The sequence below is a fragment of the Candidatus Absconditicoccus praedator genome (assembly GCF_021057185.1).
GTDB lineage: Bacteria > Patescibacteriota > Gracilibacteria > Absconditabacterales > Absconditicoccaceae > Absconditicoccus > Absconditicoccus praedator.
Genome location: NZ_CP054059.1, coordinates 316,602 through 337,708, shown reverse-complemented (window position 1 = coordinate 337,708; position 21,107 = coordinate 316,602). Strand labels below are relative to the sequence as shown.

Genomic DNA, 21,107 nt, shown 5'->3' with positions numbered 1-21,107 from the left:
CTTCGAAAACAAATGAGAAAAAATAAGTTAGCTTTTACATTGGTAGAAATGCTGATAGTAGTGGTAATTATAGGTATTTTATCTGCAGCATTGGTACCAAGACTGACATGAGCTCAAGAAAGAGCAAGAGATGGTGCTAGAAATTCTGATATGAGTCAATTGTGAACAGCATTATCTATGTATCAATGAGATAGAGGTGCTTTTGTATTTGGAGGTTTTGATCATGAAGACGATGCTGATCTAGAAGATGTAGCATGAGCTGTTTCAGTAATATCCGATTCACTTGTGCCTGAATATATAGATAGCGTACCAAGTGATCCTCAAGGACAAAGGTTGATTCAACATATATGGTGAGATGAAACTGAATCAGTTTTTGATGACGATGAAGAAGCATGAGAGTACTGATTTATGATAATAAATCATAGATGAGCATCTTGAGCTGGTATATATTTGGTAGCCAACACAGAAACAGCGTGAGGTGCTAATTGGGTGACAGCAGATGATAATTGGGACAGTGAAGGTGATATTAATGATGACGATTGAGTTGAAGATGACTGACATATACTTCCAGCTATAGATGGAACAGATTTGACAAGTTGGTTGTGTGAGAACGTAGAAGAGGTTGATGATATTACCGATGGAGATATAGATCATGTACATGAGGCATGACAAGATTGTTATGTTGAGGATATTACTCACGCTCATAGATTAAATGTAATAAATTAATATAAAATTAGGATTATAATCAAAAAAACTTCAGTCTACTTGTTGGACTGAAGTTTTTTGTTTTAATAAATTTTTTGATAAGTTAGACTTATTTAATGATTAGTTACTTATTACTGCCTCTATTGCTGCTACATCAACATTACTTTCTGGATTAATAATTATGCTCAATTCATCACCAGGTTTTCATTTGAAAAAAGTTACAGCTGCTTGGTTTAGCTGATATGTTTCTCATTCATCTGTAATAGCAATAAACTTGTTTTCATCAGATCTGGAAAGTGTAGCTTTGATATAACTTCTTGGTGCAGGACCTATTAGTTTGTAAACAAGTTTTCCGTCTGCTAGAACCCTAAGTTTCATAACATCTCAAGGTACAAGCTTGGTTTTACTGCTATAGTTCATAGGAACTGGATATTTTTTTTCATCTGATCATATCATAAAATATCAGTCATATACTCATTCTATTACTTTCACATCTTCTCATTCTTCATAAGAAAGTAATTTGCTTGCTAGGCTGTTGATGTCTTCTCATTGTTTTTGAGCTTCTTCTGGATTTCACTCTACAATATTGTGTATCATAAGTTTTGCTCTTTTTATATCTGTTTCTATTTTTCACAATAATTCTTCAAGTGACTTTAATGCTTCATTTTGTTTTTCCATTATGTTTTTTTATGTTTTAAACCAATAATGCCTATTATAATGTTTTACTCTCTCAAGTCAAACTATTGGGGATGTTTTGGCTTGATTTATGCTTTTTATTATATATTTTAATTTGACAATTTGGTTAATTTTGTTTTATTATGTTAACTTTTATAATAATTTTTATAGAAATGGTTAATTATTTTCATTATATCATATTATCTTCAATAATTAAAAAACTATTAATTAATTTGTTCTTGAAAAAAAGTATAAACTTCTTATAAAAATCATAAAATTAGATTTAGTATTTAATTTTTGATATATGATATTTGTCTATGTATTTTTGTCTTTTGTAGTAGGTTTGTCTATATGATATTTTGCTTTTTATTATAATTATGAAAATTCTTCAAATATAGATACGCTCAAAAAAAACTATAAGCAATCTCAAGATCAGATAGAATCTTTAGAACATGATCTCAAAGAATACAAACTTCAAAATGAAGTATTAAGAAAAGAGATACAAGATACTAAAAATAGAAACCAGGATTTGGAAAAGGTGGTTTCTGAACTTTCAAGATATACTTATATAATTAATGAAGCATGAAAAAAATCTCAAGAACTTGCAAAGTTGCTTTGAGTTTATGATAAAGATGTAGAAGAAAGAGTACAAAGAATAATGTCTGAAAATAATGACTCAAACGAGCAAGAAGCTTTAGAAAGTAATTGAAATTCAGGAAAAAAATTCTTTTAGTGTTATTTTTTATAAAGAATTTTCGTAATAATTTGTGTTGTCATCATTTATGAGTGTTCTAAATAAATACTAAAAAATGTTTAATATTTCAAAACAGTTTGTAGAAAAATTAATACAAAAAGATCAACAAGCATTCAATGAATTTTACAATATTAGTGTAGAAGTATTTTTTCGTTTTTTAAAATCAAATTATTTTGTATCAGACAAAGAGGCAGAAGATATAGTAGCAGATTTTTATTTTAAACTTCGAAATAATATTGTCTCTTATAAAAAAGAATACAATTTTGAAACTTGGGTGTGGACTGTTTTCAGGAATACTATAAAGGACAGTTTTAAAAAGCAGTCTTATAGATATTTTTCATCTTACAGTAGAGATGATAAAGATATTGATTTTTCTGAGACAATACCTAGTGAAGAAGATATTTTAGATTTTTTAGAAAAAGACTTTGAATATCAAAAAATTCAAACAGCAATCAAAACTCTTGAAGATAAGTTCAAAGAAGTAATAGATCTTAAATTTGTTCAGCAATTATCAAATGATGAGATAGCTAAAGTTTTGAACATATCAAATTCTAATGTAAGACAAAGAATATCAAGAGCTCTCAAAAAACTAAAAGAAAAGCTTGAAAATTAGTGTTTTATGATTATTTTTATATATGTGTCAACCACTTTTTTGAGTAAAAATGCTTTGGTAATATAAAATGCTGTTAAGAGTTGCGTTTTGTGTGGTTGTGGTTGCATATTGTGTGCTTGTTGAATAACGGAAAAGCATTGAAAAACCTAGTAGTTACTGTAATATACAGTTGTTTTATATGGTAATAATAAAATTATGACAAAAACAGAGTTGATAGCAACAATAGCTGACAAACTATGAGTATCAAAAAGAATGGCTTCTGATATGGTTAACACATTTGTTGATACTGTTGTAGATGGTGTTAAAAAAGATGGTGAAGTTAGAATTCAGGGTTTTGGTACTTTTAAAGTATCTGAAAGAAGTGCTAGAACAGGTAGAAACCCAAGAACTGGAGAAACAATTAAAATTGATGCAATGAAGCTTCCTGCTTTCAAAGCTGGTGCAGAATTCAAAAAAGCAGTTAGATAAATTGTTGTAAAGTTTGAATTAATAAACTCCCTAAATTGGGAGTTTTTTTGTTGAAAAAAAGATAATAAAAATTATATTTATCCTAGGTTTACTATTAAATTACTATGCATGTCTTCGTTGTTAAATAAAATAAAAGCACCATTTATAGATACATTACCATATAGAATTTATAAAAAATCATATGCAAGATTTTTTTCTTTTGTTAAATGAAATCCTTCAAAAAATATGACAATTTTGTGAGTTACTTGAACTGATGGGAAGAGTACAACATCTGCTGTTTTGCATTATATAATAAATCAAAATCTTTGAAAATGCGCCTTAATAAGTACTGTTAGTATAAAATTTTGAGATAAAGAGATTATAAACGAGTCTAAAATGACTTCTTTGGATCCAATGCATCTTCAAAATGTTTTATTGGCAGCTAAAAATGAATGATGTAAATATGTGGTATTGGAAGTTAGTTCTCATGCATTAAATCAATATAGATTTGAAGGGGTTGATTTTGATCTTTGAGTGCTTACAAATTTTTCCGAGGAACATCTAGATTATCATAAAACATTTGAAGAATATGTTAAGTCCAAAAAGAAGCTTTTTGATAATATTATTTCAAATGAAAAAGAATATAAATATGCTGTTCTTCCTTGAGATGATAAGATTTGAAGACAGCGAGACGAAGATTTTTCTTTTGATAGAAGCACAATATTTTCAATAAATGCAAGTGCTCCATTGAAAGCAGAGCAAATTCATGAATATGTTTACTGAACACATTTTCAACTTAAATATTTGTGAGAGATTCATTCTGTAAAAGTTCAGCTTTTGTGATCTTTCAATGTTTATAACATTTTAGCAGCAATTTGAGCTGCTATGTTGCTTGGAGTAAGTATAGAAAAATCAATAAAATCGGCATCAGATTTTAAGCCTTTGAGTGGTAGACAACAAACAATTCATAAGGACTGAAGAACTTTCGTGATAGATTTTGCCCATACTCCTAAATGACTTGAGTCTGTTTTGAGTTTTCTAAATAATGTAAAAAATTGAAGGATAATAACAGTATTTGGAGCTCCTTGAAATAGGGATAAATTCAAAAGGCCATTGATGTGAGAAGTTGTAGGAAAAAAATCTGATATTGCTATCATAACTGATGATGATCCAGATACTGAAAATAGGTATAGTATACTATCTCAAATATATAAATGAATAGAAGATCACAAGACATTTGGAGAAGATGTCTTTGTTGTGCCAGATAGGGAGGATGCTATCAAATTGGCTAAAGACTTGTCGCAAGAGCAAGATATTGTTTTTTTGGCAGGCAAGTGACATGAAACTGTGCAGGTTACAAATTTTTGAAAAAGAGAGCGAAGCGATGAGAAGCAAGTTTATAAATAAATTAAGGTTATGGATATTTTTCAGCAAAAATTTAAAAAGCTTTTGACTGGTAAATTGTTTGGGGAGTTCAACTCTTATTTTAAGTGATGATGAATGGAAATAGAAGATTTTAGAGAATATCAGTCTTGAGATGAAAAAAGATCAATCAATTGGAAACTTTCGGCAAAATACTGAGAATATTATGTAAATTTATTTAGGGAGCAAAAAGATACAAACATTTACTTTTTTTTTGATATAAATAAAAATTGGTGTTGATATGATGATTGATATATAAAAGATAAGGTTTTTAACTTGTTTTCTGATGTGGCAATATATGCAAAAAGATATTCTGCAAATTTGTTTGCATGTTATGAAAATGATTGAAAAATAGTTTATGATAAAATTTGAAAAGATTTATATTTGGCATACAAAACAATGAATAAATTGAATCAAAATATAAAACATCAACCTAGAAAATATAGATCAAATATAAATTTATTTTTGGATTATCAAAAAAAAATAAATAAGTCTTGTATTATCATATTAGTTTCTGATTTTTTATGAATAGATGAAAATTGACTTAAAACCTTTAATGTGTTGTCTCAAAAAAATGAATTATTGCCGGTATGTTTTAATGTTTGAAATATTTGGTGAATAAATTATTCAGGTTTTTCATTTGAAAGTACAAAAACTTGACTAAAAAATATTTATGTGTATAATTTATAAAATTTAATTATATTTTGAAAAATGTACTCAGAAGAAATATTAAAAATAAGAAAATATGTTTATGACAAAATGTTTGATTTTCATGAGAAGTGAATACTATATCATAATTTTGACCATGTTTTAGATGTTTTGTGAAGGGTTGATTATTTAGCAGATTCTGAGTGAGTGTGAGCAGAAAATAAAGAATTATTACAAATTTCAGCTTTGTTTCATGATATAGAATATTTACAAGACCCGGCAAATCATGAGTATAAATCGTCTATAACTGCAGAAAAATTTCTTTTAAATATTAATTTTCCTGAAGATAAGATAGATATAATAAAATCAATCATACGTGCTACAAAAATGGACCAAAAGCCTACAAACATTTTGGAACAAATAATATCTGATGCGGACTTAGACAATATGTGAAGAGAAGATTTTGTGCAAAAATGTGATATCATAAAAAAGGAGGTTGAAAATATTAATAATATAAAAATAGAAGAAAAAAAACGATATCAACAAACATTGTCTTTAATGGATAATATTGTTTTCTATACATCAACTCAGAAAAAAGAAAGAGATGATGTTCTTGAAAAAAATAAAAAAATTTTAGAAGAAAAAATAAAAAGTTTGTAATAGAGTAATAATTTTTATGGTTTGAATAAATATGTTTTATTAATTTTAATTGTACTTTTTTTGTAATTAAAAAATGCCCGGAGAGGGACTCGAACCCTCAAGGCCAAAGGCCACTCGATTTTGAGTCGAGCGCGTCTACCAGTTCCGCCATCCGGGCATATTATTTTAAAATATGTGATATTTAATATAATCATTTTAAGTTTAAAATCAATTGATTTTTTAGAAAAAATGTTTATCTTTCTTGTATTTAAAATCTAATCTATTCAATTATGGATTTGAATAAAGTTATGATAATTTGAAGAGCTACCACAGATTTGGATGTAAAAAAAATGTGAGAAAGTTGAGTGTCAGTGGTAAACTTTAGTGTAGCTACAAATAGAAGGTATAAAAATAGTGAATGAAATACAATAGAAGAAGCTGAGTTTCATAGGTGTGTAGCATTTGCTTGAATAGCAGATACTTTGTGAAAGTATCTTGAAAAATGAAAAAGAATATACATAGAAGGTAGGATAAGAACAAGAAAATGGGAGGATACTAATTGAAATACAAGATATACAACCGAAATTGTGGTTGAAAACTTTATTTTTTTGGACTCAGCTGGAAATAAAACATCTCAGTGACAATCTTCTGAGGTTGATAAGCAAGAAGATGAAGATTTGCCATTTTAAAAATAAAAATTTAAACTTAAATTTTTCTTATGAAAGAAGATAAAGAAGTTGTTGAAATAATAGAAGAAAAAGAAAACCAAAAAAATAAACTCAAAGATTTTTTGATTTATGTGTTTGATATAATTGCTTTTTTGGTTTTTGTTTTATGATTAGTATTATTAGTTAGAATATTTTTGTTTAATCCTTTTACTGTGGTGGGTCATAGTATGGATCCAACTTTCAAGGAGGGAGATTTTATAGTTGTAGATAAAATATCTCCAAGGTTTTCAGATTTTGAAAGGTGAGATATAATAGTATTTGTGCCACCTCAAAAAGATGTAAATTATATAAAAAGAATTATTTGAATGCCTTGAGAAACCATCAAGTTGAATGATTGATATGTGTATGTATGTGATTGAGATTGAGAAAATTGTGAAAGGCTAGATGAGCCATACTTAGAAAATCAATGAGTAACAGGTCCAGAATGTAATGTAGATGAGTTTGAAGTGTGATCTTGAGGTTATTTTGTTTTGTGAGATAATAGAGATCAAAGCACAGATTCTAGATGCTGTTTTGGTTTGTGATGTTATGATTGAACAGAATATGTTTTGAAAGATGAAGACATATTATGAAAAGTTTCATTAAGAATTTTTCCTGATTTTAATCGATTTTAGATATAATATTTTTAGTATATGGAAGCGGTGATAATAGTTGTTTTGTTGTTGATGTTGTCGGCAACATTTTCGGCAGCAGAACTTGCAATAATGTCTGCTCCAAAATACAAAATAAAGCAGCTTGTAAATGTATCTAGATTTGCTAACCTCTTGTTACATTTGAGAGAAAATTCTAGTAGAACCTTGATAACAGTTCTTGTAAGTAATAATCTTATTAATGTAATACTTACAATATATGCATCCAATGTATGAAATCAAATATTACAAGTTTTTGCAATAAGTTGAGCTATTGGTTTTATGCTTGTTTCAGTTGTTATTACAACTTTGATATTGTTTTTTGGTGAAATAATTCCCAAGGTTTTTGCTACTAAATTTGCTTTGAATTATGCTTTATTTATTTCTCCGGTAGTAGCTGTTGTTGAGAAAATACTGTTTCCAGTGGTTTTGTTTTTTGATGTTATAACAAAATTTTTAAATAAATCGTTAAATACCAACGATGATTTGGTTTCAAGAAGTGATGTAGAGGTTTTTGTGGATGAATGAAAAACCCAATGAATATTCTCACTTACAGAAAGTATGATAATAAAGAATCTTTTTGAATTCAATAAAAGAAGTGTAGAGTCTGTGTTGAGGCACAGAACTGAAGTTTTTGCTCTATCTGTAGATACAACTGTAAGTGATGCAATTAGAGAAACTTTGAAAAATCCTTACTCAAGGATTCCTGTGTTTGAGCATGATAAGGATCATATCGTTGGAATGCTTAGTATAAGAGAGCTTTTGAATACTTACTATAATTGAAAGGATTCTGAGATTGTTTTATCAAAAATACATTTAAGACCTGTTTTTAAAGTTCCAGTTACTGCAAATATATTTGATGTTTTTTTGAAGATGAAAAGGTCAGGACATCATTTTGCTGTAGTTGTTGATGAACATTGATGAACTGAGTGAATAGTTACATTTGAGGATATACTTGAGGATATGGTATGAGATATTAAGGATGAATCTGATTTTGCAGAAGAAAAAGATATAGTAAAAACTTGAGTAGATGAGCTTTTGGTAAGATGAGATGTGCCTCTGAGGGAGATATTGATGTCTTTCCAAATAAAAGAACTACAAATTCCAGATTCTATAGAAGAAAAAATATCTCATGATGATATGATATCTTATGTGATATTGACATCTTTGAAAAATTTTGCTAAAAAATGAGATGTAGTAGATTTTGGGAATTTGAGATTCAAGGTTGAGCAAGTTGATGATGAGAAATGAAAAATAGAGAAAATAAAAGTTTTTCATGATGTTAATGGAGCTGTTTCCTAATTTAGAACTTCAATATAAATTATGTATACAATAGCAAAAAATACATTCAAAGAATTTATAAGAAACAAAATATTGTACACAATAATATGAGCATGAGTAGTTTTGATTCTATGAAGTATAGTTCTTTCTACATTGGCAGTAAGGCAAGAAGAAAGAATCATAATTAACTCTTCTTTAACTGTGATAGAAATATTTGGTTTGATTGTTACTCTTTTTATGTGATCTTATCTACTCTATTCTGAATTATCAAAAAACACAATATTGATGATACTATCCAAAGCTCCTTCTAGAGCAAATTTTATTCTTTGAAAATTTTTAGGTTTTTCTTGAATATTATTTGTTGTTTATTTGTTGTTGGGTATTGCTTTTGCTGTAGTGTTATTTTTGCATTCGATTGCAATAGATCTTACAATGGTTTTGGCTTTGTTCTTTAGTTTTCTCAAAATTCTTTTTGTACTTTGATTTATTGTTTTTTTCTCTACATTTGTTTCTCCCTTTGTGTCATTGTTGGCATCTCTTTCTGTTTATATAATATGACATTCTACTTCGTTTATAAAATATTATATGATAGAATCATGAAAGGTTTCAATTACTGCTTTTTGAGAGTGGCTTGTAAATATTATCTACTTTGTTTTCCCAAACTTCACTGCTCTTAGTATAAAAGAGATATTAAATACACCTTTGATTGAAAATATATCCAATGTACAATTATTTTTTTCTGTTTTTTATACATTAATATATGTTGCATTATTGCTTATTTTGTCTATTATTATTTTCAATAATAGAGAATTTTAATTGTTTAGTGGCTAAAAATGAAAATATTTTCAAATTTTGATACTAATCTTTCAAACAAAATGTTTAATAAATATGCAGACACATATTGAAAGGAAGATGTTATGATAGTTTTTAAGAATAATGTTTTTTTAGCTTTGTATGTCATAATTCCTTTGATTTGATATTTGATGTTTGTTTGATTGTGGTTTTATGTTTGATATTTGATAGACTTATGAGATGAATACTTCAATCAAATGTTTAATTACTTTTTATGGATAGTTTTTTTTATAAGTTTTTTGATAGCCTGACGGAAAATTTTTAAAAGATTTATAGACTATGAAATGGATTTTGCATTGATAACTCCAGAAGAAGTAGTTTTTTATGAGCAGGATTGAATATTTTCTAGAGTTTGAAGAACATTGAATTCTTCAAAAATAAGGAGTATAACAGTAGAAAAAGATTGAATACTAAGAAGCTTATTTAATTTTTGAAATGTGCTTTTTTTGGCAGAATGATATCATGAAGATTGATGAGATATTCGTATTATTTATATTACAGATCCGGATACAATTAAATACAAAGCAAGAGAAATATTGAGAAAATGAAGTAATCCAGACGTTCAAGTTGACTAATTTAAAAAATAAATAAAAAGATATGGCTGAAAAATTGGATATTCCTATGGATGTTTATGATTCCGATCAAGAGTTGGTAGTGATAATTCCTTTGTGAGGTGTTTTAAAAGATAGCATAGAAATCTATTTGGAAAAAACTACATTAAACATTAAAGCAAATAGAAAGCAACCAGACTTGAAAGAAACTTTACAGCCTGTTCAGCAGGATTGTTACTGGGGAGAGTTTTCTAAGTCAATTCAGCTTCCTCAAAATGTTTATTTTGATAAAATATATACACAACTTACCAAAGAAAACATCCTGATTATAACAGTTCCAAAGGTTATAATACCTGAGAAAGTAAAAATAGAAGTTGATTCATTTACATAAAAAATTTAAAAAAGCTCTTGAAAACAAAATTAAAATGATTAGTATAAAAGATACTAATTTGATGAAAAATTGTTGGATGGGGTGTAGCCAAGTAGGTAAGGCAACGGGCTTTGAACCCGTGATTCGTAGGTTCGAGTCCTACCACCCCAGATTTTATATTTTGCGGGGTGGAGAAGTGGTATCTCGCCGGGCTCATAACCCGGAGGTCGTAGGTTCGATTCCTACCCCCGCAATATTTATTAAAAAGAAATAATAAACTAAATAATTTAGTCGGGAGTAGCTTAGTAGGTAGAGCGCCTGACTCTGAATCAGGAGGTCGTAGGTTCAAGTCCTACCTCCCGAGGGTTGAGAATTAGCCGGGGTGGTGGAATTGGTAGACACGCTTGGCTTAGAACCAAGTGCCTCGCGGCGTGCGGGTTCGAGTCCCGCCCCCGGCAGTTAAAAAATGTCTTGATTTTTGTTCTAAAATGATTATAAAAAATATTGCTTGATAAAAATGGTTTGTTCCAGGGTAGCTCAGCAGGTAGAGCAAGCGGCTGTTAACCGCTGGGTCGTGGGTTCGAGTCCCACCCCTGGAGAATGATTGAAAATTTAATAAATTAAAAAATGGTTTATGGCTATTAAAAAGTCAGCTATAAAAGCTTATAAAAGAAGTGAAAAATTAAGAGAAAGAAATTTGTATTTCAAAAGAGCTATGAAGTTTTCAATTAAAACTTTTACAAAAGCAGTGAAAGCTTGAAAAGATAGTTCAGAAATTCAAGATTTGTTTGATAGAGCGTATAGTAGTATTGATAAGGCAGCAAAAAGGAATATAATACACAAAAATAAAGCAGCAAGAGAAAAATCAAAATTGGCTCAAATGAAAAATTAAAAAATCTCATTTGAGTTTAACTGCCAGCTTAGCTCAGTGGTAGAGCAACCGCCTTGTAAGCGGTAGGTCGTGGGTTCAAATCCCACAGCTGGCTTAGATTGGTAAAGGGGGGAGTAGTTCAGTCGGCTAGAACGCCTGCCTGTCACGCAGGAGGTCGCGGGTTCGAGTCCCGTCTCTCCCGCCATTAATTGGTCCCATCGTCTAGTGGTCAGGATATCGGGTTTTCATCCCGAAGACCGGGGTTCGATTCCCCGTGGGACCGCCATATTTAAGGGTGGTTAGCTCAGTTGGCGAGAGCACTTGCCTTACAAGCAAGGGGTCATAGGTTCGAATCCTATACCACCCACCATTAAAATTTAGTAAGTTTAATAAATAGGCAAAACTAAGAATCTAATAAAAATTTGGCTTTTTAGTTTTGCCTATTACTTTTATAGGGGCATGTAGCTCAGCTGGTTAGAGCAATCGGCTCATAACCGATAGGTCGTAGGTTCAAGTCCTACCATGCCCACCATCTTAATTATCAGATGCGGGTGTAGCTCAATTGGCTAGAGCATCTGCCTTCCAAGCAGAGGGTTGCGAGTTCGAGTCTCGTCACCCGCTTTTTTTTGTTAAAAAATTTTTAAATGTTAGTTTTTTCTGATATTATATAAAAAAAGTATCAAGCTATAGCTCAAAATAGGTGTCAGGCAAAAGAAATTCAAGGTAAAACTCATATAACAATATTAAGAACCAAAAAAATTCAAACTTGTTCTCTTATGTGTCATAATTGTTTGTATTTGAAAAATACAAATGCTAGCATACTCATTAAAATGCCTGAAAATCAAAGTACTGGATGTGGAGAAAAAATCCATACTCCTAGTGAACTAAAAATCATACAAAATATAATAAGTTTGATAAAAGTTTTTTTACCTGAAATACTTTCTATCATTGGTCAAAGAAGATAAAGTCAGTACAAATTAAGAAGTATATGAAATGGCTGGATATGAGCAAAATTTGATAATATGATTCATGGAGATAATACCTGTGGTATGTTTAAAAAAAGATAATTGATTAAAATAGGGTCTATTTGTTGGTACCATATAATAAACAAAAAAATAATTGCATTTACTAATATAAGTTTTCAAGTTATAGTATTTTTAATCAGGTTAGTTATATAGTCCATATGTTTAAAATCACAAAAATAAATTAACTAATTTGTTTAGTTTAATTTTTTATTTTAAATTTTCAAATAATAATAAAAAAAAGACCTTGTAAGGTCTTTATAGTCTTTCTACTATCAAATTATCCAATTCTACTACTATTTCTTCTGTTTTTTCGTCAAATAACACTCTAAAACATCTTCTTTCTATGTCAGAAAACATTTTGGTGGCAGGTATTGTAATGGTTCAGTTTTCTTCTTGTATTTCGGCTTCAATTATTTGTTCTAGATTTTCAAGATGATTTTTTGATAAGTACTTGATTATAGCATTTTTAGGATTTCAATTATTTTTAGTTATTTTTTTCTGTTTAATCAATTTGTAGTACATCAAATTCATAGTTGTTTGTGAACTTGAAAGTGTGTCTAAAGTAGCTGCTTTGTTAGAGGTTTGAAACCTCATCATGGCGGCTGGCTCTGGATTGCTTGAGTTTGAAGAATTTTCTATTCTTGTTTGCATATTTTTATTAATAAACTAAAAGTATCTATATATAATTTTTTTTCTGTATTTGTCAAATTTAAATTTTCTTGATTATTTGTAGAAAAAAATTAATATATAAAATGTTTCTTTAAAGAGAACTATTTATGTATTATTAAACTTTTAAAGAAAAAATGTAAAAAGTTTTTTAATCTAAACTAATTAAGTTTAATGTTGTTTCAAATTATAATTAATTTTCAATTATAACTATTTAAAATTATAATAAATATAATGGCAGGTAGAACTAACAAGATGTGAATACTTAAACAGAAAAGACAAGCAGAAAAACAAAAAAAACTTGCTTGAGGTTCTGCTTCCAAAATATCTCTTGAGTGACAAAAAAAAGATTATGAAAATCCCAAGTGAAATGTTTATACTTGGTTTTTTCGTTCTTGAAAATTAATTTGCGAGAATACTACATGTAGAGAAGATCCTGATGGTTACAGACCTTTTAGAAAACCAAATAGTTGAGAAATACATTTTGTTTATAAATGAGAAGAAAGTTGGGGTTTTAGAAGATACATTAGAAAGCAAAGAAGGATGAGTTACAAATAATTTTTTGTAAGGGGGTGGTGTAATTGGGAACACGGAGGTCTTCGGCACCTCAGTTGTCGGTTCAAGTCCGGCCCTCCTTGATTTTAATATTTATAAACACTTAAATAGATTAAGTGTTTTTTTAATGATTTTATATTTAAAATAGTTCTTTTATTAATACTTCTAATTTTTCAATGCTTATGCATGGATCTGTAATAGATTTTCATTTTTCAATACTTTCTAGATTGTTTTCATCTGCTTTTTGATTACCATCAAATAGGTATGATTCTACCATAAACCCTGCTATTTTATCAAAATTTTTTAGTTTTTTGCTTATCCTCATATTTTCTATTTGTAGATCAGCATTTTTTCAACTATTATCATGATTTAGATCTATTATATATTTTGTGCTTATTCATTTTTCTTGTAGTATTTTGTTTACTCTGTTTATAAACTCATCAGATATGTTTGGATAGCTTTCTCAATTAAAATTAGCTCATCTTAATATAATATGAGAATTAGGATTTCATTGGCTATAACTTGGCATTCAAGGTATGAATATAGGTTGTTCTGATCTACTAGCAATTAAACTATTCGCCGTTATTTGTGTATCTCAACTTGTTGGGTTTTTTACTCCCACTGGTGTTTCTATAGCAGAAGCTAATTCTCTGTGTCACTGATCTTCACTACTTCTGGCACCTATAGCTATGTATGATAAAATGTCATTTTGATAACTATAAATCCATGGGTACAGCAGCTCATTTGCAACTGGTAATCATAAGCTAATGATTTCTTTCATTATTTTTCTGCTGTTTCTTAATCATTCATTTATATTTGCTTTTGATCAAAACTCTCATCATTGTATCATTCATTTCCATCATACTGTTGTTCTTGGTTTGCTATCATAAGTCCTCATTACAAATAGTGCTTTGTTTTCATACTTTTTTTGAAGAATTTTAAGTTGTTGTCAGTAGTTTATTATAGATTCTTTAAAATCCATACTACAAGGTCATGCTATTATCAATTTTCTTGAGTCTTTTCAGTTTAGTATATTAGATATTTGTTGTTGGTGATTGATTACTTGTTTTATTTCTTCCTTTGAAAGTTTAATTTCTTGTTTTAATTCTTCAGGAGTTATTAGCATTATTTTTAAATTTACTTATTAAATATTATCTATTTTTATTTATTGTGTTTTTTAAGTCAAACCTAATTTGAAATCATAAAAAACTATTTGAAAAAAGTATTAAAATATATATTAATTTTTATAAGAAAAAGTTTTATCAGTTTTAATAAATTAGATGTCAAATATATATTCATTTTCTCAGGTACAAGTATTCAATCAATGTCCACTAAAATATAGATACCAGTATATAGACAAAATTAAACTACAACAGCAAGAAGAAACAGCTGATCTTGCATTGTGAGATATTGTGCATAAGACTCTAGAAAAGTTGTATGAGGATGTGAACAATTTTAGGAAAGTTCAACTTGATGAACTTATTGATTATTATCACAACCTTTGGCAACAAAAAATTAAGCATTTTGAAGAGCATTGAAGCGAAATCAAAATAAAAACCAACTGTGAACTTGATGATTTTATCAGAAGGTGAGAAAAGTATATTACTACTTATTTTGAAACAAATCAACCATTTGATAATATAAAAGTTGTTAGCACAGAGCAAAATATATACTTTGATATAGATGAAGATATCAAGTTTAGATGAATAATAGATAGGCTTGATAAGGTTTGAAATGATTTTGTGATCAATGACTACAAAACCAATAAAAACTTACCAACTCAACAAAAGCAAGAATATATTGAGCAGCTAACATTATATGGTTTATGAATTCAGCAAAAGTATGGTAAATATATGGATAATGTAAGAGCTAAGCTACATTTTCTTCATTTTGAAATAGAAGACGAATGGTTGATAACCAAAGAACTGTTAGATGAAGTGGTGCAAAAATACAAAAAAATAATAGACGATATACAAAATAAAAGGTTTTATTTTAATATGTGAGACAAAGAACAATTTGAGCCTGTAGAAAATCAATGATGTAGATTTTGTGAGTATCAATCTATATGTCCTTTGTTTTCTCATTCAGGAATGGATGATGAAGAGTTACCAGATTTTGGTGGTAAGACACTCAAAAGTTTTGTAGATGAGTATGCAAGTTTGTCAAAACAAGAAAATGATATAAAATCCCAAAAAGAAAATTTGAAGCAAATACTGGCAAATTACGCTGAAAACCATAACTTAAAAAGACTTTATTGAGAAAAATTTTATGTTACTTTTAGTAAGATTGTTAGCTACAAACTTTTAGACAAAGAAAAAGTAAAAAATATCCTTGAATGAATGGGGAAGGTTGAAGATTATTTAGACTTGGATAGATACAAAATCTGAAATGATTTGAAAAACTGAAACCTATCTTTGGAAGACTTTTCTGATAGCATTCAAAGAAATGAGTCTTACTCTTTTAGATCATGAGAAAGAAAAGATTAATTTCATTGTTGAAAAAAAATCTTTTTTCAATATTATGAATGTATTAATGGGTTGGAATTTTTTGTATTATCCAAAACCATTTTTGGTTTTTTATTTTTTATAAATATTTTATGCAGTCAATTAGAAATATAGCTATAATAGCTCACGTGGATCACGGAAAAACAACATTAGTAGATGCTTTTTTGAAGCAATCAGGAACTATGAAACAAATGGAAGACAGTTGTATAATGGACACAAATGCTCAAGAAAAAGAAAGATGAATTACTATTTATGCCAAAAATACGGCAATAAACTATCAATGACATATAATAAATATTATAGATACTCCTGGACATGCTGATTTTGGTAGTGAGGTAGAAAGAGTTTTGAGAATGGTAGATAGTGTTTTGTTGGTAGTAGATGCTTATGAATGACCAATGCCACAGACAAAATTTGTTCTTAAGAAATCTTTGGAACTTTGAATTAAGCCTATAGTTGTTATGAACAAAATAGACAAACCTATGGCTAGGCCTGATTGGGTAGAAGACAAGCTTTTTGATTTGTTTGTAGAGCTTTGAGCAACTGATGAGCAGCTCGATTTTCCTGTTTTCTATGCAATAGCAAAACAATGAATATGAAAGAAAAATTTAGAAGATGAATCTGACAATATACAACCATTGTTGGATGCTATAATGGATCTTGTGCCTACAGCCAAAGATGAGTCTGATAAGTCTTTGAAAATGCAGATTACAAATCTTGGATATGATAATCATCTTTGAAGATTGTGAATATGAAGAATATATGAATGAACTGTTAAGAAAAATCAACAAGTTGTCATTAAAAATAGTGATAATGAATCAAGAAACTGAAAAATTAGTAGGATATACAATAGCTTGTGACTTGGGAAGGTAGAAACTGAAGAATGAAAATGTTGAGATATTGTTACAATAGCAGGTATTTCAGATATTTTTGTCTGAGAGACTGTGGGTGAATGAGATTTTGAGCCTTTTGAAGAGATTAGTGTAGATCCTCCTACTCTTACTATGGAGTTTTTGGTGAATGACTCTCCTCTTGCAGGTAGAGAAGGTAAGTATGTTACCAGTAGACAGATATGAGAAAGACTAGAAAAAGAGCTTGAAACCAATGTAGGTTTGCAGATAGATTTTTCTGACAAAAGTAAGTTTGTGGTATCTTGAAGGTGAGAATTGCATTTGTGAGTTTTGATAGAAGATATGAGAAGAGAATGATTTGAGTTGCAGGTATGATCTCCTCAGGTGATAATGAAGGAGCAAGACTGAAAAAAGCTTGAACCTATTGAAAGCTTGATAGTAAATGTAGCAGACGATCTTGCTGGTACAATAATAGAAAAAGTAGCTCAAAGAAAATGACAAATGAAGGATATGCACTCTCAGGATGGTATTACAACAATTAAGTTTGAGGTTCCCACAAGATGATTGTTGTGATTTAGATCTGAATTTGTTTTGCTGACAAAATGAGAAGGTATTATGTATAGTAGTTTTTCTCATTTTTGAGAACACAAATGACAAATAGATAAAAGATCTGTGTGATCTATGATAAGTAGTGAAAATTGAGAGGCTATGAAATTTAGTATATGGAAACTTCAGGAAAGATGACAAATATTTGTTACTCCTTGAACCAAAATTTATGAATGAATGATAGTTTGAGAACATTATGGTTGATGAGATATTGTAGTTAACCTTACCAAAAACAAACAACTTACAAATGTTAGAGCTTCAGGTAGTGATGATGCTATGACTCTTACACCTATTCAAGAAATGACCTTGGAGGATGCTATAAGTTATATATGACCAAATGAGTATGTTGAGGTAACTCCTGAGAATATCAGACTTAGAAAAAAATACCTTAAAGAAAGTGAAAGAAAAAGAAATAAGTAAATTTGTACTTGAAAATTTATATAAAATGATTTATTATAAGTAGATTTTTATAATTTCATTTTGATAGTATGCAAAAATTAAAATTGATAAGTTTTCCCATATGTCCTTTTGCTCAAAAAACTATTATAACATTCAATTTAAAAGGTGCTGAATTTGATGTTGAATATGTAGACCCATCCAAAAAACCAGCCTGGTTTTACGATTTTTCTCCATCTTGAAAGGTACCTATCTTGGTTGTAGATGATAATAATGTGATTTTTGAATCTGATGTTATAAATGAGTATATAGATGAAACAATAACTCCATCACTTTTGCCTCAAGATCCACTAAATAAAGCTTGGGTTCGTGCATGGATTAAATTTTCATCTGAAGTTTTGTCTGATTTTAATAGTATGGTTTTTGCTTATGATCAAAATAGTTTTGAGCAAACTTATAAGGATTTTTTGAAAAAACTAGAAAAATTGGAAGATGTGATATGAAAAGACTGATTTTTTTATGGCAAACAACCAACTATGATTGATGCTAATTTCTGAGTAATATTTTATAGGCTGTATCAGTTTGAGTTTATGAAAAATGATTCTAAGTTTAGGTCTTTCAATAAGGTTGCAAAATGGGCTGATAATTTGAATTCAATGCAAGAAATCAAATGATCGGTTCCAAACTGATTTAACTGATTTTTTGAAAGTTTTTTGAAAAATAAGCAAAGTTATTTATATCAATTTTTAAATACTAAAAAATAATTATGAGAAATTGAATTGCTTATATGTTAATATGAATATGTCTAGTCTGATTTGGAATTGTTTTGTGGCAAAATATTGATGCTGGATCTGATTGAGATTCTTATTCTCAACCAACAACATCGCATACAGATAATTATGATATAATAAGTAAGTGATATTACGAACATAATCAAAAATATGAAATATTTGAAAGTAAGGATGAGTACAAGCAAGTTTTTGATGAGAATTATCATGATTGACTTGATTTTGAAGAATATGATTATGTGGCTATTTTTATGGAAGAAGATTGAGATATATTTTTAGAAAATTTGTCTATATATCATGATGAGTTAATATTTGATGTTTTATATCAGTATCCTGGAGAAAACTGTGAAGAGGAAAATTTTGAGAATAACACTTATAAACTTTTGGAGGTTGAAAAACTTGATAGACCCATAAGTGTTTTCTATTTTGATGAGTATGTTGATTGTTAGGTTTGAACTATTTGAGATTGATTTTTTCAATCTCTTAGAGGCACGATGGTCTAACGGATATGACACACCCCTGCGAAGGGTGTAATCCAGGTTCGATTCCTGGTCGTGCCAACTGTGAAGTATAATTAATAGACTTGTAAATAGTGTTGAAAATTAGAAATAAATCATTATATTGGAAGAATTCAAAAGTTTTTTATTTGCTTAAAAAAAACAAATGGCTCAAAAGAAAGCAGCGTGAAGTGCAAAAAATCTAAGAGACTCCAAACCAAAATATAGATGAGTCAAAATATTTTGATGACAAAAAGCAAAAGCATGAAATGTTATTATAAGACAAAAAGGTGACAAGTATAAACCTGGTAGTAATGTTTATGTTACTAGAGATTTTACAGTTCATGCTAAAGTTGATGGAGTTGTTTCTTTTAGAAAAAAGAAATTCCAAAGATTTGATGGTAGAAAATATCTAAAAACAGTGGTTGATATAGTTGAATCACAATAATTTATGTAATATTTAAATTAATAACCAAACAAGTATAGATGGCAGTACCAAAGAAAAAAGTCTCAAAAACTAAGAGAAATCATAGGCATAGTGCATGGCAGAGAAAAATCTTAAAAAGTTTAGTACAAAAAGCTACAACAACTAAATGTTCAAATTGTTGAGAGGTAAAACTTTCATATAGAGTTTGTCCAGAATGTGGATATTATAATTGAAAGCAAGTGCTAAATATCAAATCAAAGACAAAAGAAGAAATAATAGAAGAATAAATTATTAAGTAAAAATTTTGATGAATATAAAATCTAGAATAGTTTCAAGAAAAGCTTTGTTTGCTTATTTTTATCAAAAATACTTTTTGGAGTATCTCGAAGAAAGAGATATTATTTTTGATGATATACTTAAGGTAGATAAGTTGGTTAATTGGAACCCAGTAAATACTGAAGAAAGACAAAAATTGAAAAAAGAAATAAAAGATATGTATCCTCTTTGAAGCTGGGAAGAGGATATTTTGTATATAGTGAAAAATATTTTGTCAAAATCAGATAATGAGAAAATAGACTTTGAGTTTGTATCAAAGATAATTGTTAATTATGAAAATAATAAAGATGAAGTACAAACTTTGGTTGATAAATATGCTGAAACTTTTAAAAACCAAGAAATGGATATAGTAGATAGAGCAATTTTCTTGTTGTGATATCTTGAAAGAACCATTATAAAGACTCCCAAAAACTTAGTTTTAAATGAAATGATTGAGTTAGCCAAAAGATACTGAGATGAATGAAGTTATAAACTTATAAATTGAATTTGACATAAAATAATTGTTTAGAATCTAAGAAAAACAATATGCTTCCAAGACCCATAAGATGAAAAGTTGATTATTATAAAAAATATTTCGAAAAATTATGAATAAAAGAAAATTTAATAAAAGACGAAGATCTTTTTATGACAAGTTTTATACATAAATCTTATACCGCAGATCTACCTTATAATCTTCAAAACAATGAAAGACTTGAGTTTTTGTGAGATGCTGTTTTGGGATGTGTCATCTCAAAACTTTTGTATCAAAAATTTGATGATATACCAGAATCACAACTAACCTTGTATAAAATAGCTTTGGTAAGAGAGGAGAATCTTGCTGATGCAGCAAGAGATATTAATCTTTGAGATTATATATTTTTGTGACATTGAGAAGAAAAATCATGATGAAAAGACAAAGATTCTATACTTTCTGATACTTTAGAGGCAGTTTTATGATATATATATATTGATATATGAATAGATGAGGTTGAAAAAATTATAGAAAAGTTTGTATACAGTAAGATAGAAAAAATGAAGAATATATCTGTAAAAAGCTTTAAAAGTAGTCTACAAGAGTTAGTTCAAAAGCTTTATAAAGAAACTCCAGTTTATGAAGATGTTGATTATGAAAAAGATGCAAAATGAAATGTAATCAAGTTCAAATCAAATGTGTATATAAATTCACAATTTATTGCAGAATGATATTGAATAAATAAGAAAAAATCTCAAGAAGAAGCAGCAAAAAAAGCGTTTGAGTATTTGGAAGCTAATAGCTAATTTATAATTAATTT

At 28.7% G+C, this 21,107-nt stretch carries 27 protein-coding genes and 14 tRNA genes; 36 read left to right on the top strand and 5 right to left on the bottom strand.

Going from position 1 to position 21,107, the window contains the following annotated elements; all coding sequences use genetic code 25:
- The first annotated feature begins 12 nt into the window (after positions 1 to 12).
- On the top strand, positions 13 to 726 hold the full coding sequence (locus HLG78_RS01705; RefSeq protein WP_231179903.1) for a type II secretion system protein: 714 nt from the start codon (positions 13 to 15) through the stop codon (positions 724 to 726).
- Positions 727 to 825: 99 nt separating this feature from the next.
- Here the strand turns inward: HLG78_RS01705 and HLG78_RS01700 are convergent, their stop codons facing one another.
- A complete protein-coding gene (locus HLG78_RS01700; protein ID WP_231179901.1) occupies positions 826 to 1,383 on the bottom strand; it encodes a hypothetical protein in 558 nt (185 codons plus the stop codon).
- A gap of 301 nt (positions 1,384 to 1,684) precedes the next feature.
- On the opposite strand from HLG78_RS01700, the gene HLG78_RS01695 reads away from it, so the two are divergent.
- From HLG78_RS01695 to HLG78_RS01670, 6 genes are all read left to right on the top strand, one after another.
- On the top strand, positions 1,685 to 2,113 hold the full coding sequence (locus HLG78_RS01695) for a hypothetical protein (RefSeq protein ID WP_231179899.1): 429 nt from the start codon (positions 1,685 to 1,687) through the stop codon (positions 2,111 to 2,113).
- Between the two features lie 76 nt (positions 2,114 to 2,189).
- Positions 2,190 to 2,747 (top strand): RNA polymerase sigma factor, encoded by a 558-nt coding sequence (locus tag HLG78_RS01690; RefSeq protein WP_231179896.1) that lies wholly within the window; start codon positions 2,190 to 2,192, stop codon positions 2,745 to 2,747.
- Between the two features lie 195 nt (positions 2,748 to 2,942).
- On the top strand, positions 2,943 to 3,215 hold the full coding sequence (locus HLG78_RS01685) for an HU family DNA-binding protein (RefSeq protein WP_231179893.1): 273 nt from the start codon (positions 2,943 to 2,945) through the stop codon (positions 3,213 to 3,215).
- 108 nt (positions 3,216 to 3,323) lie between these two features.
- Positions 3,324 to 4,601, top strand: coding sequence for a UDP-N-acetylmuramoyl-L-alanyl-D-glutamate--2,6-diaminopimelate ligase (locus HLG78_RS01680; RefSeq protein WP_231179890.1), 1,278 nt, complete (start codon positions 3,324 to 3,326; stop codon positions 4,599 to 4,601).
- Positions 4,602 to 4,610: 9 nt separating this feature from the next.
- Positions 4,611 to 5,306 carry a DUF58 domain-containing protein gene (locus HLG78_RS01675; RefSeq protein WP_231179887.1) on the top strand — a complete coding sequence of 232 codons (696 nt, stop codon included), beginning with the start codon at positions 4,611 to 4,613 and terminating at the stop codon, positions 5,304 to 5,306.
- Positions 5,307 to 5,327: 21 nt separating this feature from the next.
- A complete protein-coding gene (locus tag HLG78_RS01670; protein WP_231179884.1) occupies positions 5,328 to 5,924 on the top strand; it encodes an HD domain-containing protein in 597 nt (198 codons plus the stop codon).
- A gap of 74 nt (positions 5,925 to 5,998) precedes the next feature.
- On the opposite strand, the gene HLG78_RS01665 is transcribed toward HLG78_RS01670, so the two are convergent.
- A tRNA-Leu gene (locus tag HLG78_RS01665) sits at positions 5,999 to 6,081 on the bottom strand.
- Positions 6,082 to 6,193: 112 nt separating this feature from the next.
- Between HLG78_RS01665 and HLG78_RS01660 the strand changes: the two genes are divergently transcribed.
- The 18 genes from HLG78_RS01660 to HLG78_RS01575 all read left to right on the top strand — a co-directional run bounded on the left by HLG78_RS01660 (position 6,194) and on the right by HLG78_RS01575 (position 11,806).
- Entirely contained in the window at positions 6,194 to 6,592 is a 399-nt protein-coding gene (locus HLG78_RS01660) for a single-stranded DNA-binding protein (RefSeq protein WP_231179881.1), read from the top strand.
- Positions 6,593 to 6,621: 29 nt separating this feature from the next.
- A complete protein-coding gene (gene lepB, locus HLG78_RS01655; RefSeq protein WP_231179878.1) occupies positions 6,622 to 7,245 on the top strand; it encodes a signal peptidase I in 624 nt (207 codons plus the stop codon).
- Positions 7,246 to 7,263: 18 nt separating this feature from the next.
- Positions 7,264 to 8,562: a hemolysin family protein gene (locus HLG78_RS01650; protein ID WP_231179875.1), complete on the top strand. Its 1,299-nt coding sequence runs from the start codon at positions 7,264 to 7,266 to the stop codon at positions 8,560 to 8,562.
- A gap of 21 nt (positions 8,563 to 8,583) precedes the next feature.
- A complete protein-coding gene (locus HLG78_RS01645; RefSeq protein WP_231179872.1) occupies positions 8,584 to 9,357 on the top strand; it encodes an ABC transporter permease in 774 nt (257 codons plus the stop codon).
- Positions 9,358 to 9,374: 17 nt separating this feature from the next.
- Entirely contained in the window at positions 9,375 to 9,968 is a 594-nt protein-coding gene (locus tag HLG78_RS01640) for a YdbT family protein (RefSeq protein WP_231179869.1), read from the top strand.
- Between the two features lie 22 nt (positions 9,969 to 9,990).
- Positions 9,991 to 10,335 carry an Hsp20/alpha crystallin family protein gene (locus HLG78_RS01635; RefSeq protein ID WP_231179866.1) on the top strand — a complete coding sequence of 115 codons (345 nt, stop codon included), beginning with the start codon at positions 9,991 to 9,993 and terminating at the stop codon, positions 10,333 to 10,335.
- Positions 10,336 to 10,412: 77 nt separating this feature from the next.
- Positions 10,413 to 10,485 (top strand) — tRNA-Gln (locus HLG78_RS01630).
- 11 nt (positions 10,486 to 10,496) lie between these two features.
- A tRNA-Met gene (locus tag HLG78_RS01625) sits at positions 10,497 to 10,568 on the top strand.
- 37 nt (positions 10,569 to 10,605) lie between these two features.
- Positions 10,606 to 10,678: transfer RNA gene (locus tag HLG78_RS01620), tRNA-Gln, on the top strand.
- Between the two features lie 12 nt (positions 10,679 to 10,690).
- Positions 10,691 to 10,772: transfer RNA gene (locus HLG78_RS01615), tRNA-Leu, on the top strand.
- Positions 10,773 to 10,840: 68 nt separating this feature from the next.
- A tRNA-Asn gene (locus HLG78_RS01610) sits at positions 10,841 to 10,913 on the top strand.
- Between the two features lie 35 nt (positions 10,914 to 10,948).
- Complete coding sequence (gene rpsT, locus HLG78_RS01605) at positions 10,949 to 11,206, top strand: 30S ribosomal protein S20 (protein ID WP_231179864.1); 258 nt, start codon at positions 10,949 to 10,951, stop codon at positions 11,204 to 11,206.
- A 22-nt stretch (positions 11,207 to 11,228) separates the two neighbouring features.
- Positions 11,229 to 11,300, top strand: a tRNA-Thr gene (locus HLG78_RS01600).
- Positions 11,301 to 11,313: 13 nt separating this feature from the next.
- Positions 11,314 to 11,390, top strand: a tRNA-Asp gene (locus tag HLG78_RS01595).
- A gap of 6 nt (positions 11,391 to 11,396) precedes the next feature.
- Positions 11,397 to 11,471, top strand: a tRNA-Glu gene (locus tag HLG78_RS01590).
- A gap of 7 nt (positions 11,472 to 11,478) precedes the next feature.
- A tRNA-Val gene (locus HLG78_RS01585) sits at positions 11,479 to 11,555 on the top strand.
- Between the two features lie 85 nt (positions 11,556 to 11,640).
- Positions 11,641 to 11,717, top strand: a tRNA-Ile gene (locus HLG78_RS01580).
- 15 nt (positions 11,718 to 11,732) lie between these two features.
- Positions 11,733 to 11,806: transfer RNA gene (locus HLG78_RS01575), tRNA-Gly, on the top strand.
- 19 nt (positions 11,807 to 11,825) lie between these two features.
- Here the strand turns inward: HLG78_RS01575 and HLG78_RS01570 are convergent.
- Positions 11,826 to 12,368, bottom strand: coding sequence for a rhomboid family intramembrane serine protease (locus HLG78_RS01570; protein WP_231179861.1), 543 nt, complete (start codon positions 12,366 to 12,368; stop codon positions 11,826 to 11,828).
- A gap of 97 nt (positions 12,369 to 12,465) precedes the next feature.
- The gene (locus HLG78_RS01565) at positions 12,466 to 12,861 is read right to left on the bottom strand and encodes a beta clamp domain-containing protein (RefSeq protein WP_231179858.1); all 396 of its coding nucleotides are present in this window, start codon (positions 12,859 to 12,861) and stop codon (positions 12,466 to 12,468) included.
- A gap of 249 nt (positions 12,862 to 13,110) precedes the next feature.
- Here HLG78_RS01565 and HLG78_RS01560 point away from each other — a divergent pair, with 249 nt between their 5' ends.
- Together HLG78_RS01560 and HLG78_RS01555 are read left to right on the top strand one after the other, a co-directional pair.
- Positions 13,111 to 13,434: a hypothetical protein gene (locus HLG78_RS01560; RefSeq protein ID WP_231179855.1), complete on the top strand. Its 324-nt coding sequence runs from the start codon at positions 13,111 to 13,113 to the stop codon at positions 13,432 to 13,434.
- 8 nt (positions 13,435 to 13,442) lie between these two features.
- Positions 13,443 to 13,514: transfer RNA gene (locus tag HLG78_RS01555), tRNA-Arg, on the top strand.
- Positions 13,515 to 13,570: 56 nt separating this feature from the next.
- On the opposite strand, the gene HLG78_RS01550 is transcribed toward HLG78_RS01555, so the two are convergent.
- Positions 13,571 to 14,557 (bottom strand): 3-deoxy-7-phosphoheptulonate synthase, encoded by a 987-nt coding sequence (locus HLG78_RS01550; RefSeq protein WP_231179852.1) that lies wholly within the window; start codon positions 14,555 to 14,557, stop codon positions 13,571 to 13,573.
- Positions 14,558 to 14,711: 154 nt separating this feature from the next.
- Between HLG78_RS01550 and HLG78_RS01545 the strand changes: the two genes are divergently transcribed.
- The 9 genes from HLG78_RS01545 (at position 14,712) to rnc (ending at position 21,093) form a co-directional block, all read left to right on the top strand.
- Positions 14,712 to 15,917 carry a RecB family exonuclease gene (locus HLG78_RS01545; RefSeq protein ID WP_231179849.1) on the top strand — a complete coding sequence of 402 codons (1,206 nt, stop codon included), beginning with the start codon at positions 14,712 to 14,714 and terminating at the stop codon, positions 15,915 to 15,917.
- Between the two features lie 110 nt (positions 15,918 to 16,027).
- Positions 16,028 to 17,812: a translational GTPase TypA gene (typA, locus tag HLG78_RS01540; RefSeq protein ID WP_231179822.1), complete on the top strand. Its 1,785-nt coding sequence runs from the start codon at positions 16,028 to 16,030 to the stop codon at positions 17,810 to 17,812.
- Between the two features lie 68 nt (positions 17,813 to 17,880).
- Positions 17,881 to 18,552, top strand: coding sequence for a glutathione S-transferase family protein (locus HLG78_RS01535; protein ID WP_231179819.1), 672 nt, complete (start codon positions 17,881 to 17,883; stop codon positions 18,550 to 18,552).
- Between the two features lie 2 nt (positions 18,553 to 18,554).
- Complete coding sequence (locus tag HLG78_RS01530) at positions 18,555 to 19,025, top strand: hypothetical protein (protein WP_231179817.1); 471 nt, start codon at positions 18,555 to 18,557, stop codon at positions 19,023 to 19,025.
- A 39-nt stretch (positions 19,026 to 19,064) separates the two neighbouring features.
- Positions 19,065 to 19,136, top strand: a tRNA-Arg gene (locus tag HLG78_RS01525).
- Between the two features lie 103 nt (positions 19,137 to 19,239).
- Positions 19,240 to 19,521 carry a 50S ribosomal protein L27 gene (locus HLG78_RS01520; protein ID WP_231179815.1) on the top strand — a complete coding sequence of 94 codons (282 nt, stop codon included), beginning with the start codon at positions 19,240 to 19,242 and terminating at the stop codon, positions 19,519 to 19,521.
- 38 nt (positions 19,522 to 19,559) lie between these two features.
- On the top strand, positions 19,560 to 19,787 hold the full coding sequence (rpmF, locus tag HLG78_RS01515; protein ID WP_231179813.1) for a 50S ribosomal protein L32: 228 nt from the start codon (positions 19,560 to 19,562) through the stop codon (positions 19,785 to 19,787).
- 20 nt (positions 19,788 to 19,807) lie between these two features.
- Positions 19,808 to 20,344 carry a transcription antitermination factor NusB gene (locus HLG78_RS01510; protein WP_231179811.1) on the top strand — a complete coding sequence of 179 codons (537 nt, stop codon included), beginning with the start codon at positions 19,808 to 19,810 and terminating at the stop codon, positions 20,342 to 20,344.
- A 17-nt stretch (positions 20,345 to 20,361) separates the two neighbouring features.
- A complete protein-coding gene (gene rnc, locus HLG78_RS01505) occupies positions 20,362 to 21,093 on the top strand; it encodes a ribonuclease III (RefSeq protein WP_231179809.1) in 732 nt (243 codons plus the stop codon).
- Positions 21,094 to 21,107: the final 14 nt, after the last annotated feature.